Below are 16006 nucleotides of genomic sequence, written 5' to 3'. Positions count from 1 at the left end.
GATGCTGTCCATGCCCGAGCTCACGGCCGTCGATGTGCACGCGCACCATTTCGGCCTCGACGCGGGAGAAGTCCCGGCCCGACACGATGCCGACGCTCCCCGGCTCGTGATCGACGGAGACGGGGGCGGGCGGATCATGCGCGGTGACAGGACGTTCCGGGCCGTCGAGCCGGTGCTGTGGGACGTGAATCTGCGCTTGGCGGAGATGGACCGGGCTGGGCTCTCCCACCAGGTCGTCTCACCCGTCCCGGTCGTCATGGAGCACGCGGCCGGCGCGGATCCGGAATGCGCGCGCAGCACCAACGACTCGATCGCGGAGGCGTGCGAGCAGTCCGGTGGGCGTCTACTCGGACTGGGATGCCTGCCGCTGGGCGACATCGACGCCGCTATCGCGGAACTCCGGCGGTGCCGGGAGATCGGCCTGCACGGGGTCGAAGTCGGAACCCGGATCGGCGAGCTCGACTTGGACGCCCCGGATCTCGAGCGGTTCTGGGATGCCTGCGATGCCACGGCATCGGCGGTGTTCGTGCACCCGGTGCAGGGCGGACGGGACGTGGTTCGCCGGGCCGGAGCTCCGTACGACCTCGGTCTGGGAATGCTGACCGACACGGCCATCGCAGCGTCGGCGCTGGTGTTCGGGGGAGTCTTGGCCGAACGCGAGCAACTGCGCGTCGTGCTCGCGCACGGCTGCGGAACGTTCCCATGGGCGTACCCACGGTTGCGGCTCGCAGCAAACCTGACCGGCGACACCGCGGACCGGGACCGGTTGGCGCGCCGGTTGTTCGTGGACACCCTCGTTTTCGACGACGAGCACCTGGGGCTGCTCGTGCACCGGTTCGGTGCCGACCGGTTGGTCTTGGGCAGCGATGCGCCGTTCTTCCCGGACCAGATGGCGAAATCGATGAACTCGGTGCGGGCGGCACAGCAGACCGGCGTGCTCCCCGAGCACGTCGATCCGTCCTTCCTGGCCCGCAATGCCGCTGAACTGCTGGGGCTCGCCACCGATCCCCTCGAACTAGCTGCGAAGGAGCACGCTGATGGCGTTAACCAGTGAGAATCTCGTCGAAACACCGGGCATGGCGAGCCGATGGGTGCGTCTCGCCAACGGTGCACGGGCCCACTACATGACCTCGGGTGACACGGGTCCTGCCGTGGTACTGCTGCACGGCGGCCTGCCGGGATCGTCGGGCCTGGCCGGGTGGCGGTTCATGGCGTCCTACCTGGGGGAGCGCGGATTCCGGGTTTACTGCCCCGACATGCCGGCGTTCGGCCTGTCCGACCCGAGGCCGGAGCACTGGCCGCGGGGCATGGAGGACTTCGTCGACTTCATCCACGACTTCGCCGACGCGCTGTGCCTGGACCGCTTTCACCTGGCGGGCAACTCGATGGGTTGCATGAACACGGTGAACTACACCGTGGCGCACCCGGAGCGGGTGCTGAGCTTCGCGCTCATCGCCGGCGATGTCGGCGACGTCGTCCCGGAGGAGATCAAGCCGCCGCAGGGGCAGTTCCACATGACCGCCTACGACGGCACCCGCGAAGGAATGCGGTCCATGATGGAGGCGATCATCCACCGGCCCGAGGCGGTCAGCGACGACCTCGTCGAAATGCGCTACTTGTCGGCCGCCGAGCGGTTGGAGGCCCACCAGCAGTTCTGGCCCACGCTGTTGCAGTACCGCCACATCGTCCCGTGGACTGACCAGAACCGGGCCGCGCGGCTGGCGACCAAGGGGCGCCTGGACCGGCTGGAGATCCCCGGGATCTACCTCTACGGCAGGCAGGACATCCTGACCCCGGTCGAGTGGGGGCACGTCCAGGAGGACCACCTGCCCAACGTGCAGTTCTTCTACCCCGACGACTGCGGCCACCAGGGCCAGACGGACCGGCCGGACCTGTTCAACCCGGTCTTCCACGAGTTCTTCGCGCACGGAACCGTGCCGGGAGAGCTGGCCGACGAAGCTGGCGTCTCCGACCGGCGCCCCGAGCTGCCCCTGATCAAACGCGGCTGATCCGCCGCATCGAGACGAACCGAGGGAATTGTGCCCGAGCTGACCGGAATCGAGGCGGCGGCCGAGCGTCTGCTGGACGCCGCCAAGACCCGCGTGCCGTGCGCGCCCGTCCGCGACCTACTGCCCGACGCGGCGGCGACCACGGCCTACGCCGTCCAATCAATGCTGACTCGGCACCGGAGCGACCGTGGCGGGCGAATCGTCGGCCGCAAAATCGGCCTGACCTCCCCGGCGGTCCAGCAGCAGCTGGGGGTCGAGCAGCCCGACTTCGGTGTCCTGTTCGACGACATGGCTGTGCCTGCCGGAACCGCTGTGGACACCGCCCGGTTGCTGCAACCGCGGATCGAGGCGGAGATCGCGTTGGTGCTCGGCACCGACCTCGACGGCCCGCACATCGATCTCGCCTCGGCGCGCGAGGCCGTCGCGGGGACGGTGCCTGCCCTGGAAATCGTGGACAGCCGGATCGCGGGGTGGGACATCAGCTTCTCCGACACCGTCGCGGACAACGCTTCCAGCGGAATGTTCGTCCTCGGCGGGACCCAGTTCGACTTCGCCGGCGCGGATCTGCGGGAAGTGGAGATGACCATGGTCGATGGTCAGGGCCGGACGGTCAGCAGCGGAAGCGGGGCGGCCTGCCTCGGCGACCCGCTGAACGCGCTGCTGTGGCTGGCCCGCACCTGCTACGAACTCGGGATGTCGTTGCGCAGCGGGGAGATCGTGCTGTCCGGAGCCCTCGGACCGATGGTGCCCGTCAGCGCCGGGACGTCCTTCTCCGCCACGTTGAGCGGGCTCGGGACCGTCACCGCAGAATTCTCCGGGAACGCAGGGGGAGCAACGTGAAGACCAAGGTCGCGATCATCGGCTCCGGCAACATCGGAACCGACCTCCTGATCAAGGTGATCAGGCTGTCCGATTCCCTCGACATGGGGGTGATGGTGGGAGTCGATCCCACCTCGGACGGGCTCGCCCGCGCGCGTCGGCTCGGCGTCGCCACGACGGATCGTGGCGTGGAGGGACTGCTCGGTATGCCCGAGTTCGCCGACGTGGACGTCGTCTTCGATGCCACCTCGGCAACGGCCCACGAGCGGAACTCGGCGCTGCTGGAACCCCACGGGAAGCTGCTGGTCGACCTCACGCCCGCAGCGATCGGGCCGTTCGTGGTCCCGGCCGTGAACCTGGACGCGCACCGAACCGCCACCAACGTGAACATGGTGACCTGCGGTGGGCAGGCGACGATTCCCGTGGTCGCAGCGGTTTCCCGAGTCGCACCGGTCCGCTACGCCGAGATCGTCGCCTCGATCGCCTCGAAATCGGCGGGGCCCGGCACCCGCGCGAACATCGACGAGTTCACCGAAACGACCGCGAAGGCGATCGAGGTCGTCGGCGGCGCGGACCGTGGCAAGGCGATCATCGTCCTGAACCCGGCCGAACCGCCGATGATCATGCGCGACACGGTTTTGTGCCTGGCGGGCGACGGCGACCCCGAACTGATCCGGGACAGCGTCGAGCGGACCGTCGCCGAGGTTTCCAGCTACGTGCCCGGCTACCGGCTCAAGCAGCAGGTGCAGATCACGCCCGTCGCCGCGGACGAGCCGCTGGGCACGCTGATCGACGCCGCGCCGCGCCCGAGCTGGAAGGTCTCGGTATTCCTCGCCGTGGAGGGCGCGGCGCACTACCTACCCGCCTACGCGGGCAACTTGGACATCATGACCTCGGCCGCACTGCGCACGGCCGAGCAGCTCGCCGCGAACGCGGCCCGGCAGCGCGTCGAGGTGGACACGTGAGCACACCGCACCAGAGCACGCCCCCTCTGTACATCCAGGACGTCACGTTGCGGGACGGTATGCACGCGATCCGGCACCGACTGGCCCCGGACAGGGTGCGCGCGATCGCGGCCGCGTTGGAGTCCGCGGGCGTCGACGCCATCGAGGTGGCCCACGGCGACGGCTTGGCCGGCGGGAGCGTCACCTATGGCCCCGGGAGCAACACGGACTGGGAGTGGATCTCCGCCGCGGCGGAGGTCGTCAACCGGGCGGTGCTGACCACGTTGCTGCTGCCGGGAATCGGGACCGTCAAGGAACTCGAACGCGCCCACGAGCTCGGCGTGCGCTCGGTGCGGGTGGCCACGCACGCCACCGAAGCGGACATCGCCGCCCAGCACATCGGCAAGGCCCGCGATCTCGGCATGGACGTGTCCGGCTTCCTCATGATGTCGCACATGGCCTCGCCGACAGAGCTGGCGAAGCAGGCCGTGCAGCTGGAGTCCGCGGGCGCGCGCTGCGTGTACGTCACCGACTCCGGTGGTCGACTGACGATGCGGGACGTGCGGGAACGGATTCGCGCGTACCGCGACGTGCTCGACGACGCCACCGAGATCGGCATCCACGCTCACGAAAACCTGTCGTTGTCCGTGGCCAATTCGGTGGTGGCGGTGGAAGAGGGCGTGACCCGGGTGGACGCCTCGCTGGCGGGGCACGGCGCCGGCGCGGGCAACTGTCCGCTCGAAGCGTTCGTGGCGGTTGCCGACCTGCACGGCTGGCAGCACGGCTGCGACCTGTTCGCCTTGCAGGACGCCGCCGACGACATCGTCCGCCCGTTGCAGGACCGCGCAGTGCGGGTAGACCGGGAGACGCTGACTCTCGGGTACGCGGGGGTGTATTCGAGCTTCCTGCGCCACGCTGAGCGCGCCGCTGCCGAGCACGGGCTGGACACCCGACAGATCCTGGTGGAGGTCGGTCGGCGAGGTCTGGTCGGCGGCCAGGAGGACATGATCGCGGACATCGCCCTGGAACTGACCGCCGACTCGCCGCGCTAGAACACCACGCTGCCGCGCTCGAGCACGTCCTTGGCGATGATCCGCTTCTGGATCTCGGCGGTCCCGTCCGCGACCAGGTACGCCATGACGTCGCGGTAGCGCTGCTGCAACGGGAACTCGGTGGAGTAGCCGAGGTTGCCGTGGATCTTCATGGCGGCCTCCACGGCGTCCTTCGCGGCGACCGGGGGCCACCACTTGCTCATGGAGGCCAGCGACGTGTGCGGCTGCTCTTGCTCGCGCATCCACAGGGCGTGGTAGCACATCCATCGCGCGGCTTCGAGGTACGTCGCGTGCTCCGCGAGGGGGAACGAGACTCCCTGGTTTTCGGCGATGGGTTTGCCGAATGCGTGGCGCTGGGTCGCGTAGGCGGCCGCTTCGTCCAGGCTCACCTGCGCGGCCCCCAGGCACATCAGGCCCAGCGCTGCGCGGCTGAAGTCGAAGTGGCTCATCACCGCCTGGAAACCCGTGCCCGGCTCGCCGACGAGGTGGCTCGCCGGCACGAAAACGTCGTCGAGGTGGATGGAACCCCACCCGAGCGGCAGACAGCCCATGCCCGGCATGTGGTGCACGGCGGCGCCCGCGGAATCGAGCGGGACCAGGTAGCAGCTCACTCCGGACGAACGTGTGCTGCCGGGATCGCGCGCGTAGATCAGCGCGGCGGAAGCGTTGCAGGCCCAGGAAATGGCGGTCTTCTCACCGCTGAGGCGCCACCCGCCGGAGACCGGACGGGCCACTGTGGACATCGCAGCGGCATCCGAACCGGAACCGGGCTCGGTGAGCGCGATCGCGACCGTCTCCCGCCCTTCGATCATGGGCGGCAGGTAGCGTTCCTGCACCGCCTCGTCCGCGTGCAGGAGCTGGGAGGCGATGAGGCCGGTCTGCACCGGCGCCGAAGCCAGGTTCACATCGCCGTAGGCCAGCGTTTCGGTCGCCAAGCCCAGCATGATCGGGTCTTCCTGACCGGTGCCCCCGAACTTTTCGGGCAGCCCGATGCCCAGCACGCCGAGCTCGCCGAGCCGGCGCAGGACGTCGAACGGGAACGTCGTGGACGCGGCGCGGTCGCGGTAGCCCGGCAGCAGGTTCCTGCGGGTGAAGTCGGCGAGCGTCCGCTGGAAGTCTTGCTGTTCTTCGGTGAAAGCGAACGAAACCATGCGAGTCTGCCTCTCGGTCGGGGTTCCGGGCTGTGCGGCGGAATTCGCGGTCAGATGACTTCGCGCCGCCGGAGGTCGGCGATGGCGGCCACGGAGTAGCCGAGCTCGCCGAGGAGCGCGTCGGTGTGGGCGCCGAGTTCGGGCACCGGACCGGCCGGGTACTGCTTGCCCCGCTCCTGGATCACCTGTCGCAAGGTGTTCACGGGCCCGACCGGAGAGTCCACCTCGACCCACCTGTCGCGGGCGGTGAACTGCGGGTGGTCGGCCGCTTCGGCGAGGCCGTTCACCCGTGCGTTGGCAATCTGGGCTTCGTCGAGCAGTTGCAGCAACGTCGCGGTGCCGAGTCGGGACGTCGCGTCATTCACCAGCGCGTCCACCCGGGCGCGATGCTGCGCCCGCGCGATCGTGGTCGCGGTGCTCGGATCGTCCACCAGTGCGGGTGATTGCAGCACGGTGCGCGCGAACCGCGCCCACTCGCGGTCGTTCTGCACGCCGATCACGACTTGATCCCCGTCCGCGGTCTCGAAAGCCCCGTACGGGACCAAGGAGGGGTGACCGATGTTGACGCGCTCGGGCGGTGCCCCGTTGTGCTGGGTGTAGTAAATGTGGTTGGCGATCCAGTCGGTGAGCGCGTCGAGCATCGCGACCTCGACGACCGTTCCCTGCCCGGTGCGTTCGCGCTGGTACAGCGCCATGAGCACGGCGGAGTACATGTGCATGCCGCTGGCGACGTCGGCGGCCGAGAAGCCGGGTTTGACCATCGTGTCTTCGGTTCCGGTCGCGGCCACGACTCCGGACTCGCACTGCACCAGCGCGTCGTAGGCCCGCCGTCCGGAGTAGGGGCCGGGGTCGCCGTAGCCGGAGTTCGACACGACGATCAGCCGCGGGTGCAGGGTCCGAAGGTCTTCGTCTCCGAAGCCCATGCGGTCGACCGCGCCCGGGCTGAGGTTTTGGATGAACACATCGGCCTCGGCGAGCAGCGCGTGCAGCACCTCGCGCCCCTCGGGCTGCTTGAGATCGGCGGTGATCGATTCCTTGCCCCGGCCGGTCCACAGGAACACGCTCGATAGCCCGCCGCGGACCACGTCGTCGTAGTGCCGCGCGAAATCCCCGCCGTCGCGGCGTTCGACCTTGATGACGCGCGCGCCCAGATCGGCGAGCTGCCGCGTGGCTATCGGGACGGCGACGGCGTGCTCGAGCGCCACGACCATCACGCCGTGCAGCGGACCGGGTTCGGAACTCGCGCTGTGGGTGTCTCGACGATCAGCCATCGATCGGGGCCTTCCTGTTCGCTGGTGCTGCGTTTCCCGCGCCGAAAACCTGCGAGTTCCGGCCGCTGGTTCCGGCATAGCAGCGGCAGTAGCGACGATGCCGAGCGGAGTTCGCGGTGCGCCGCGAACTCCGGTGAGGACGCGCAGCCTGAACCCCGCGAGAGGTGGTGCTTAGTCGCCGATGGCGTCAGCGCAGGTCAAGGCTGTGCGCGGAGCGGGCGACACCGCGCGCAGTGACCTCGAACCGCACGCCGTTCTCATATCGGATCGACAGCCCTATATGGGGTCGGTCGGACCATAAGACCATAGTCGATCGCCCGTCAAGATTCAGGCCGACTGAGCCTGCCGTCCGGCGCGCGATCCACGCCTGACCTGCGACGGCTTTTCCGCAGGTGCTGGGGAAGTCCGGGGTCAGGTGAGGTGTTGCGAGATCTCTGCGGCGGCTTCCGACAGCGCCGCGGCGATCTCGTCGAGCAGCGGGTTGACGCGAGGGCTCGGCCCGCCGACCGCGATGCACGCCACCAATTTGCCCCGCTCGGTCAACCCGATCGCCGCGGCGCTGAGGTCGGGGAACGTGTCACCGCGGTTGAAGGCCACTCCGCGCTCGCGCACGGCTGCCAGCTCCGCGGACAACTCCTTGCGGCGCTGGGGAACCGAGATGCGTGCGAGCAGGTAGTCGTCGAGCTGCTCCGGAGTCCGTTCGGCGAGGTGCAGCTTCATCATCGACGACGGGTTCTCGAAGTGCCGCCGCACCTTCGGCGGCGAATACCGGATGGCCTGGGTCGACTCGATGGTGTCGAGGTAGACCAGCGTCTCGCCGGTCATCGACCCGAGCATGACCGTTTCGTCGAACTGGCGGTGCAGCTTCTCCATCGGGGCGCGGGCCATGTCGACCACGGTCGGGCGCGCTGCGGCAGCCACGGTCGTCATCGCAGGCCCCAAGGTGTACCGGCCGTCCCGTTCGGCGAGGTAACCGACCGCGACCAGCCCTTTTACCAGGCCGTGGACGGACGACTTCGGCGCGTTGAGAAGTTCGCGCAGCGTCCCGAGGCGCAGGCCGTCAGGGGCGGCGGCCGCGGCCTCCAGGATGGCCGCGACCCGGGTCACGGTCCGGTGCTCGGGGCTTCGCGTTCCGGGAGGGTCGGCGCGGTGTGCGCGTGTGGGCGGCACGTGAGCCTCCGTCGTCCGTCTCATGTCCGCGGTTGTCCGCGGTTGCTGGTTCACATTATCGGACAACCGATCATATTGAGGACCCTAAGCAACACCAAGCACTTGTGTTTTGGTCAGTCCTTTATTACTTTTAGGCTTATTGGTAGGCGGGTGCCGGGCACACCTGGTCCGAGCGGAGGTACGAGCCCCGCGACTCGACCCGAGCCCGGACTCTCGACGAGTTAGGGCGTGGGACTGTTGAACGTTGTCGTGCTGGTCAAGCAGGTTCCGGACACCTACTCCGAACGCAGGTTGACCGAGACGGATCACGCACTGGACCGCGAGTCGGTCGACGCGGTCCTGGACGAGATCAACGAGCGCGCCGTGGAAGCGGCGCTGCAGATCGTCGAATCGCACGGGGGAGAGGTCACCGCGGTCTGCATGGGGCCCGACCGCGCGACCGATGCGATCCGCAAGGCGCTGTCCATGGGCGCACACAAGGCGGTCCACCTCTCCGACGAGGCGTTGCGGGGAACCGACGCACCGGCGACCGCTCGGGCGTTGGCGAAGGTGATTGGCACGCTGGAGGCGGTCGACCTGATCATCGCAGGCAACGAGGCCACCGACGGCCGGAGTGGGGCGGTGCCAGCGATGCTCGCGGAGCTGCTGGGGTGGCCACAGCTCACCCATGCCCGCAGCGTCGAACTCGACGGGTCAACCGTGCGCGCTGCCCGCGAGACCGACGCCGGGGTGCTGCAACTGGAAGCGGAACTGCCGGCGGTGCTCTCGGTGACGGAGAAGATCAACGAGCCGCGCTACCCGTCGTTCAAGGGGATCATGGCGGCGAAGAAGAAGCCGTTGTCCGTGCTGGCGCTGGCGGATGCGGGCATCGACGCCGCTGAGGTGGGTACCGCTCACGCCGGCTCCCGGGTCCTCGCCGCCGCACCCCGCCCGCCGAAGCCGGCCGGGCAGAAGCTCGACGACGCCGGTGATGGCGGCACTCGGATCGCGGAGTACCTGGCAGCGCAGAAGCTGGTCTGAAATCCGGGCCGCACGAGGAGGAGCGCAGTAATGTCCGAAGTTCTAGTCCTCGTCGACCACGTCGACGGCGAGGTCAAGAAGGTCACGGCCGAGTTGCTGACCGCGGCTCGCCGGCTCGGCGAGCCATCCGCGGTAGTCGTCGGCGAACCCGGGGTGGCGGCGAAGGTAGCTGATGCGCTCACCGCGCACGGAACCGCGAAGATCTACGCGGCCGAATCGCCCGAGGCAGCACGGTTGTTGCTGGTTCCGGAGGTCGACGTCCTCGCGGAGTTGGTCGCCACGCGCGAGCCGTCGGCGGTGCTCGTCCCCGCGTCGGTCGACGGCAAGGAGATCGCGGGCCGCTTGGCCGTGCGTCTGGGTTCCGGGCTGCTGTCGGAAGTCGTGGACCTCGGACCCGAGGGCGTCGCGTCGCATTCGCTGTTCGGCGGCGCGTACCTGGCCGAGGCCGAGGTGACCGCGGGAGTGTCCGTGCTCTCGGTGCTGCCGGGCAGCATCGAGCCCGTGGACGAACCATCCAGTCCGATCACGGAAGAGGTGGCCATCGGCGTTGCCGGCAAGGCGGCGCGGATCACGGGGCGCCAACCCGCGGAGGCGGGGGAGCGCCCGGACCTGGCCGAGGCGCCGGTGGTCGTCTCCGGCGGCCGGGGCGTCGGTTCGGCGGAGTCGTTCGAGGTGGTCGAGCAGCTGGCGGATTCGCTGGGTGCCGCTGTCGGGGCCTCGCGCGCGGCCGTGGATTCCGGGTACTACCCGGCGCAGTTCCAGGTCGGGCAGACCGGCAAGACCGTCTCGCCGAACCTATACGTCGCGCTGGGCATTTCCGGGGCGATCCAGCACCGGGCCGGGATGCAGACCTCGAAGACGATCGTGGCCGTGAACAAGGATCCGGAGGCGCCGATTTTCGAGATCGCCGACTTCGGGATCGTGGGTGACCTCTTCCAGGTCGCTCCACAACTGACGGGCGCGGTCGCCGAGCTGAAGAGCTGAACGGTGGTGCGTGATGACGTGGCGGCTGTGCGCATGCCTGTGCAACGAGGTCGGGCACCACGGAATCTGTCAGGAGATGGCCGATTCCCAGTGCATCCAGTCCAACTCGGCGTGGCAGCTGTTCGTTCCGGGGGAGCTCTGCCGCGCCTGCTACGCGGATGTGCGTCGGCGGCTGAACGCCTCTGCCATCCGCAACCGCGGGATCGTCTCCCCGGTGGTACGCCGATGATGTGAACCTGCACCCGAGGCGGGGGAAGGGCTTGTAGCCCTTCCCCCGTTTCGCGTCCGAGGACGTGCGAAGCACGAAACTGGGCGCCACCGCGACGGTGGCGCCCAGTTCGGAATCGAGGCGCGCCTTTAGACGACCCCGCCGTCCTGGAGCTTTTGCTTGATGTCGTCGCGCAGCACGTGCTTCTGCACCTTGCCGGTCGCCGTCAGCGGAAGTTCCTCGACCAGCTCGAGGCGTTCCGGAAGCTTCGGGGTCGCGACTCTCCGCCCGCGCAGGTAGGACACGATCGACTCCAACGACGGCCGGTCCGCCGGCTCGGCCGGCACGACGTACACGCAGACCTTTTCGCCCAGCCGGGCATCGGGCATCGCCACCACGGCGACGTTGGCGACCAACGGGTGCTCCGCGAGGAGCTCTTCCAGCTCGCGGGCGCTGATGTTCAACCCGCCCCGGATGACGATGTCCTTCGAGCGACCGGTGACCCGGACGTACCCGTCCTGGTCCATGTACCCGAGGTCCCCGGAGCGGGAGTATCCGTCCGGTGTGAACAGGGCCGCGGTCTGCTCGGGGTCGCGGAAGTACTCGATCATGTGGCTGGGGCCCTTGTAGGCGATGTCGCCCTCCGTGCCGCGGGGAACCTCCTCCCCGCGGTCGTCGACGACCTGCACGCTCGCCCCGGCGGATTTCACGGCCGCCCCGTCCGAGGTCGCAGATCGCTCCGGCGCGTCGTCGACAGTGCACATGGTCGTCAGGAAGTTCTCGGAACGGCCGTAGAGGCTCAGGATCCGGCAGCCGCCGAGCATCTCCTCAGCGCGGTGCACGACCGATGCCGGTACCGGAGCGCCCGCGCACACCCACATGCGCATGCTGCTCGGATCGTGCTGGTCGGGGTTATAGACGTTCAGCAGCATCTCCAGGAACGCGGTCGCGGTGACCGCGGAGGTGCAGCCGTACTCAGCGATTCGCCGCATCGCCGCATTCGGTTCCCAGGCGTCCATCAGGTGCGATGCGGCACCGCTCTGCAGTGGGAGCAACATGCTGGTGACCAGGCCGGTCGAGTGCGTGATCGGCGACGGTCCGAATTGGACGTCGGATTCGCGGTAATCCAGGCTGCGCGCGATGGCCGCACTGCTGGCGCGAACCGTGTTGAGGGTGTGAAAGCAGCCCTTCGGGCGCGAAGTCGTCCCCGAGGTGTAGACGATCAGGAATCCGTCGTCGGGCGAGGGGTGCGGGCCGAGTTCCGGATCCTCGCCGGCGACCTGATCGGAGACGACCAGCTCCTCGAGCGGAATGCACCGGCCGTCCGTGCCGGTGCTGCGCACCGAGATGATCTCCTGGAGTTCCGGGCACCTCGAGCGGAGCCGGGAGTACATCTCCACGTATCCGAAGTTCTTGAACTGCTCGCAGGTGATCGCCGCTTTCGCGCCGGAGTGGGTGAGCAGGTACTCGACCTCGTCCTCGCGGAAGATCGGCATGATCGGCACGAGGATGCCGCCGATGCGGCCCAGCGCCGTGGCGATCAGCGTGAACTCGCTCCAGTTGGGCAGTTGGACGGCCACCCGGTCGCCCGGGCGGATCCCGAGGCGGCGGAGGCCGAGCGCCAGCCGCGCGCCGCGGTCGCGGAGGTCGCGGAAGGTCAGGTTCGTCGTCCCGTCGGACGCGAAGATCTTGTCCGGGCGCACTTGCGCCTGCGCTTCGACGAGGTCGAACAGGTTCGCGTCCTGCCAGAAACCGGCTCGGTAGAAGCGTTTCGCGTCTTCGTCGGTGTACCGGTCCTGAACTGTCGCCGTTGGCAGCATGGGAACACTCTTTCGGACTTGACAGCACCCTGCGGAAAGCTCGAACAAGCTAAAAATAATATGGTCAGACCAAAATTTCAATCGGTCGGCTCGGCCAACCTGCTGCGTGCGCAGCAGGGGTCTGCCGTCGTACCCGCGGCGAGCTTCGCTGAACGTGCCGTCGGATCCCAGGTCGCGGGCACAACAACACCCCTTGGGAAGGCGAAAAATCTCTCGCAGGGGTGAGGCGCGGCACCCCCTGCGCGATCAGACTTGGGCCAGCGGGGCGGAAGAACGGCATCCAGGGCGGAACGGCCAAGGCCTAACTGCAGACGCATGCCGGGGAAAGCGGCTCTGGCCGCAGCGCGGCACCGCGAGACCGAACGCCGCAAGATCCCGTGCGGCTACCGCCATTCGGGCCTTCGGCCGGTCCGGCCGTTCGTTGCGGATGCGGTCCGCAGCATCCGCGTACTGGACCCGCTGTGCACAAAACGACAGGCGCAAGGAGTGCGGATGGACAAGCTGGTCTACGACAAGCTGTACATCGGCGGCGAGTGGGTAGCACCGCAGTCGACCGACACGATCGAACCGGTCTCGGCCAGCACCGAGGAGCTCCTCGGGAAGGTGCCGCACGCCGGTGAGGCCGACGTCGACCGTGCGGTGACGTCCGCCCGAGCGGCGTTCGACGACCCCTCAGGGTGGGCGCACTGGCCAGCCTCGCGCCGGGCGGAGGTCATGCGCCGCTTCGCGGCATCGCTGGAGAGTCGTGCCGAGGAGATGGTGCGCCGCATCAGCGGCCAGAACGGGATGCCGGTGGCGATCGGGCAACAGCTGGAGGCTGTTTTCCCCGCCATGCTGCTGCGGTACTACGCCGACCTCGCCGAGGGCACGGAGGTGGAAGAGCGTCGTCCCGGCCTCCTCGGCGGCACCACGCTGGTGCGGCGCGAGCCGATCGGGGTGGTCGGCGCGATCGTGCCGTGGAACTTCCCGCAGTCGCTGGCCTTCTTCAAGATCGCCCCGGCGATGGCCGCCGGGTGCACGGTGGTCATGAAGCCGTCCCCGGAGACGGTGTTGGACAGCTACCTGATGGCGGAGGCAGCCGAGGAAGCCGGCGTGCCGCCGGGTGTGCTCAGCATCGTGCCCGGTGGCCGGGAGATCGGTGCATACATAGTCGAGCACCCGAAGGTCGACAAGATCGGGTTCACCGGGTCTACCGTGGCGGGGCGCGCCATCGCGCAGCGCTGCGGGGAGTTGCTGCGGCCCGTCACGCTGGAGCTGGGCGGCAAGTCGGCGGCGATCGTCCTGGAGGACGCGGACCTGGCGTCCAATGTGGAGAATCTGTTCAGCGCGTGTCTGATGAACAACGGGCAGACTTGCTACGCGGGCACTCGGATCCTCGCGCCGCGCAAGCGATACGACGAGGTCGTGGACATCTTCACCCAGCTGGCCTCGTCGTTGAGCGTGGGCGATGCGCTCGACCCGGCGACCCAGATCGGTCCGATGGCCACCGCCAAGCAGCGCGAGCGGGTCGAGGGCTACATCGCCAAGGGCAAGCACGAGGGCGCGCGGATCACCACTGGCGGCGGGCGGCCGAACGATCTCGGCAAGGGCTGGTTCGTCGAACCGACCATCCTGGCCGACGTGGACAATCGGACCACCGTCGCCCAGGAGGAGATCTTCGGCCCGGTGCTGAGCGTGATCCCGTACGACGATGTCGACGGTGCCGTGCAACTGGCCAACGAGGTCGATTACGGGCTCGGTGGCTCGGTGTTCACCGGCGACCCGGCGAAGGGGCTCGACGTCGCCCGCCGGGTGCAGACCGGGACCATCGGCATCAACGCCTACCTGCCCGACCCCACGGCGCCGTTCGGCGGGATCAAGGGCAGCGGGATGGGGCGCGAGCTCGGTCCGGAAGGGCTGGCGGCCTATCATCGGATCCAATCGGTGTACCTGGATAGCTCGCAGTAGTTCGAGCGCGCGAGGAGCGCTCGGCCGGTTCGCCGGTCGGGCGCTCCTTCGTGTCTGGGACGAAATGTCCCGCACTGCCGGGGAAATGCACGGGCGGGTCGTGCTGCCTGCGGCGAACTCGTTGGGAACGAGGGATTCTGGCGCGCGCCGTCATGACGCCTTCGCCGAACACGGCCTCGTTCGAAGACCGCGCACATGGCGCTGCGACACAGGCTTGTTTGCTCCGTCACCGCGCTGGCACGCGACTGATGCACCCGGTGAGTCACGCATGTTTTCGCGCGCGTGCGCCGAAAACGCCCCAAACCAAGTCCTACGCGGACAGATTCGTTGGGCCGGGACGTCTGCGTCGCGGCGTTGCACGCCATGTCGTCGCGCGTCGCCGGGATGGATTCGGGGTGCGCTACCGGCAGGAGTGAATTCTGTTCGGAGGCGCGAAAAACGGAGGCGCCGACCGGTGTGCCCCCACCGGTCGGCGCCTCCGCCTCCCTTTTCCCGCCAGCTGGTCAGTCGTGCACGAGCACGATCTTGATCGCCTCGCCCTCGTGCTGTGCCGCCACCGCCTCGTTGATCGCGGAGAACGGCTTCTTGGTGATGAGCTTGTCGAACGGGAACCGGCCCGCCGCGTGCAGTTCCAGCAACAGCGGGATGAACGTGTCCGGATCGCTGTCGCCCTCGACGATTCCGACCACCCGGGTGCCGGTCACCTGCGTCTGAATGAGGCTCAGCGGCAGTGCCGCGGCCGGGTCGGCCGGTACGCCCAGCAGCCCGATCGCGCCGCGCTGTCCCAGCGATAGCACGGCCTGCTCGATCACGGGCACTTGTGCCGTGGTGTCCACCGCGTACTCCACGCCTTCGGGGGCGACGGCCCGCACCATTTCGGACAACGTGCCCTCAGCCGGGTCGATCACATGCGTGGCACCGAGTTCGCGCGCCAGCTCGCGCCGTTGCCCCATGGGTTCGGCGACGATGATCGTGCGCAGACCGCGGGCCGCCGCACCCAGGACGGCCGACAGCCCGACCGAACCCCCGCCGAGCACCAGCACCGACGAGCCGGGCTCGCAGTCCAGCGAGTTCATCACCGCACCGGCGCCCGTCTGGACCCCGCACCCGAGCGGACCGACGAGTTCCAGCGGCGCGCTGTCGGGCACCTTCACAACGTTTCGTTCGTGGGCGATGGCGTGGGTGGCCAACGAGGACTGCCCGAAGAAGTTGCTGCCGATCTGCTCCTGACCGCGGCTCAGCGCGCTGCTGCCGTCGAAGCGCTGACCACCGAAGTTGGCGGCCATGAACTGCTCGCAGTAGGCGGGCGCGTCCTTCTTGCACTGGACACAGGCACCGCAGCTGTTGAAGCTGACCGCGACCTTGTCGCCCTTGCCGACCTTCGTGACCGACGAGCCGACCTCGACCACCACACCGCTCGCCTCGTGCCCCAGCACGCCGGGGAACGGGAACGGCAGGTGCCCCTCCTTCACCGCGATGTCGGTGTGGCACAGGCCGGCACCGACGACCTCGACGAGGACCTCATCGCCCGCGGGTTCTCCCAGCGACACCTCTTGCGGGGTGAAATCGCCACCCGCCTGGTCCACCACTGCCGCAGTGATCTGCATCGTG

General features: G+C 68.6%; 13 protein-coding genes. 8 read left to right on the top strand and 5 right to left on the bottom strand.

Annotated features, from left to right (window positions below; all coding sequences use genetic code 11):
• Positions 1-10: 10 nt before the first annotated feature.
• From V1457_RS24000 to dmpG, 5 genes are read left to right on the top strand one after another with little or no spacing between them, the layout of a single operon-like run.
• Positions 11-1054, top strand: coding sequence for an amidohydrolase family protein (locus V1457_RS24000; protein ID WP_338597006.1), 1044 nt, complete (start codon positions 11-13; stop codon positions 1052-1054).
• Complete coding sequence (locus tag V1457_RS23995) at positions 1038-2009, top strand: alpha/beta hydrolase (RefSeq protein ID WP_338597004.1); 972 nt, start codon at positions 1038-1040, stop codon at positions 2007-2009. The genes V1457_RS24000 and V1457_RS23995 overlap by 17 nt, the downstream gene beginning before the upstream one ends.
• Before the next feature lie 30 nt (positions 2010-2039).
• A complete protein-coding gene (locus V1457_RS23990; RefSeq protein WP_338597002.1) occupies positions 2040-2849 on the top strand; it encodes a fumarylacetoacetate hydrolase family protein in 810 nt (269 codons plus the stop codon).
• The gene (locus V1457_RS23985; RefSeq protein ID WP_338597000.1) at positions 2846-3793 is read left to right on the top strand and encodes an acetaldehyde dehydrogenase (acetylating); all 948 of its coding nucleotides are present in this window, start codon (positions 2846-2848) and stop codon (positions 3791-3793) included. Before V1457_RS23990 ends, V1457_RS23985 begins: the two co-directional genes overlap by 4 nt.
• A complete protein-coding gene (gene dmpG / locus V1457_RS23980; protein ID WP_338596998.1) occupies positions 3790-4824 on the top strand; it encodes a 4-hydroxy-2-oxovalerate aldolase in 1035 nt (344 codons plus the stop codon). The genes V1457_RS23985 and dmpG overlap by 4 nt, the downstream gene beginning before the upstream one ends.
• Here dmpG and V1457_RS23975 read toward each other — a convergent pair.
• From V1457_RS23975 to V1457_RS23965, 3 genes are all read right to left on the bottom strand, one after another.
• Positions 4821-5975 (bottom strand): acyl-CoA dehydrogenase family protein, encoded by a 1155-nt coding sequence (locus V1457_RS23975; RefSeq protein ID WP_200073498.1) that lies wholly within the window; start codon positions 5973-5975, stop codon positions 4821-4823. The genes dmpG and V1457_RS23975 overlap by 4 nt on opposite strands.
• 50 nt (positions 5976-6025) lie before the next feature.
• Positions 6026-7246, bottom strand: coding sequence for a CaiB/BaiF CoA-transferase family protein (locus V1457_RS23970; protein ID WP_338596996.1), 1221 nt, complete (start codon positions 7244-7246; stop codon positions 6026-6028).
• A gap of 411 nt (positions 7247-7657) precedes the next feature.
• Positions 7658-8353, bottom strand: a complete 696-nt coding sequence (locus V1457_RS23965; RefSeq protein WP_338596994.1) for an IclR family transcriptional regulator C-terminal domain-containing protein — start codon at positions 8351-8353, stop codon at positions 7658-7660.
• A gap of 297 nt (positions 8354-8650) precedes the next feature.
• Between V1457_RS23965 and V1457_RS23960 the strand changes: the two genes are divergently transcribed.
• Positions 8651-9436 (top strand): electron transfer flavoprotein subunit beta/FixA family protein, encoded by a 786-nt coding sequence (locus V1457_RS23960; RefSeq protein ID WP_200073518.1) that lies wholly within the window; start codon positions 8651-8653, stop codon positions 9434-9436.
• 30 nt (positions 9437-9466) lie between these two features.
• Entirely contained in the window at positions 9467-10420 is a 954-nt protein-coding gene (locus V1457_RS23955; RefSeq protein ID WP_338596993.1) for an electron transfer flavoprotein subunit alpha/FixB family protein, read from the top strand.
• A 357-nt stretch (positions 10421-10777) separates the two neighbouring features.
• On the opposite strand, the gene V1457_RS23950 is transcribed toward V1457_RS23955, so the two are convergent.
• On the bottom strand, positions 10778-12448 hold the full coding sequence (locus V1457_RS23950; RefSeq protein WP_200073494.1) for an AMP-binding protein: 1671 nt from the start codon (positions 12446-12448) through the stop codon (positions 10778-10780).
• Positions 12449-12940: 492 nt separating this feature from the next.
• Between V1457_RS23950 and V1457_RS23945 the strand changes: the two genes are divergently transcribed.
• Positions 12941-14395 carry an aldehyde dehydrogenase gene (locus V1457_RS23945; protein WP_200073493.1) on the top strand — a complete coding sequence of 485 codons (1455 nt, stop codon included), beginning with the start codon at positions 12941-12943 and terminating at the stop codon, positions 14393-14395.
• Between the two features lie 503 nt (positions 14396-14898).
• Here the strand turns inward: V1457_RS23945 and V1457_RS23940 are convergent.
• On the bottom strand, positions 14899-16002 hold the full coding sequence (locus tag V1457_RS23940; protein WP_200073492.1) for an NAD(P)-dependent alcohol dehydrogenase: 1104 nt from the start codon (positions 16000-16002) through the stop codon (positions 14899-14901).
• Positions 16003-16006: the final 4 nt, after the last annotated feature.

Origin of the sequence: Saccharopolyspora sp. SCSIO 74807, assembly GCF_037023755.1 — a bacterium.
GTDB lineage: Bacteria > Actinomycetota > Actinomycetes > Mycobacteriales > Pseudonocardiaceae > Saccharopolyspora_C > Saccharopolyspora_C galaxeae.
The sequence above is the reverse complement of the archived record's forward strand: the minus strand, read 5'-3'. Positions and strand labels throughout refer to the sequence as shown.

Excerpts from the sequence above, each read along its gene's own strand:
- V1457_RS24000 (WP_338597006.1), top strand. The coding sequence starts at position 11 with ATGCCCGAGCTCACGGCCGTCGATGTGCACGCGCACCATTTCGGCCTC.
- V1457_RS23995 (WP_338597004.1), top strand. The coding sequence starts at position 1,038 with ATGGCGTTAACCAGTGAGAATCTCGTCGAAACACCGGGCATGGCGAGC.
- V1457_RS23975 (WP_200073498.1), bottom strand. The coding sequence starts at position 5,975 with ATGGTTTCGTTCGCTTTCACCGAAGAACAGCAAGACTTCCAGCGGACG.
- V1457_RS23970 (WP_338596996.1), bottom strand. The coding sequence starts at position 7,246 with ATGGCTGATCGTCGAGACACCCACAGCGCGAGTTCCGAACCCGGTCCG.
- V1457_RS23955 (WP_338596993.1), top strand. The coding sequence starts at position 9,467 with ATGTCCGAAGTTCTAGTCCTCGTCGACCACGTCGACGGCGAGGTCAAG.
- V1457_RS23950 (WP_200073494.1), bottom strand. The coding sequence starts at position 12,448 with ATGCTGCCAACGGCGACAGTTCAGGACCGGTACACCGACGAAGACGCG.
- V1457_RS23945 (WP_200073493.1), top strand. The coding sequence starts at position 12,941 with ATGGACAAGCTGGTCTACGACAAGCTGTACATCGGCGGCGAGTGGGTA.
- V1457_RS23940 (WP_200073492.1), bottom strand. The coding sequence starts at position 16,002 with ATGCAGATCACTGCGGCAGTGGTGGACCAGGCGGGTGGCGATTTCACC.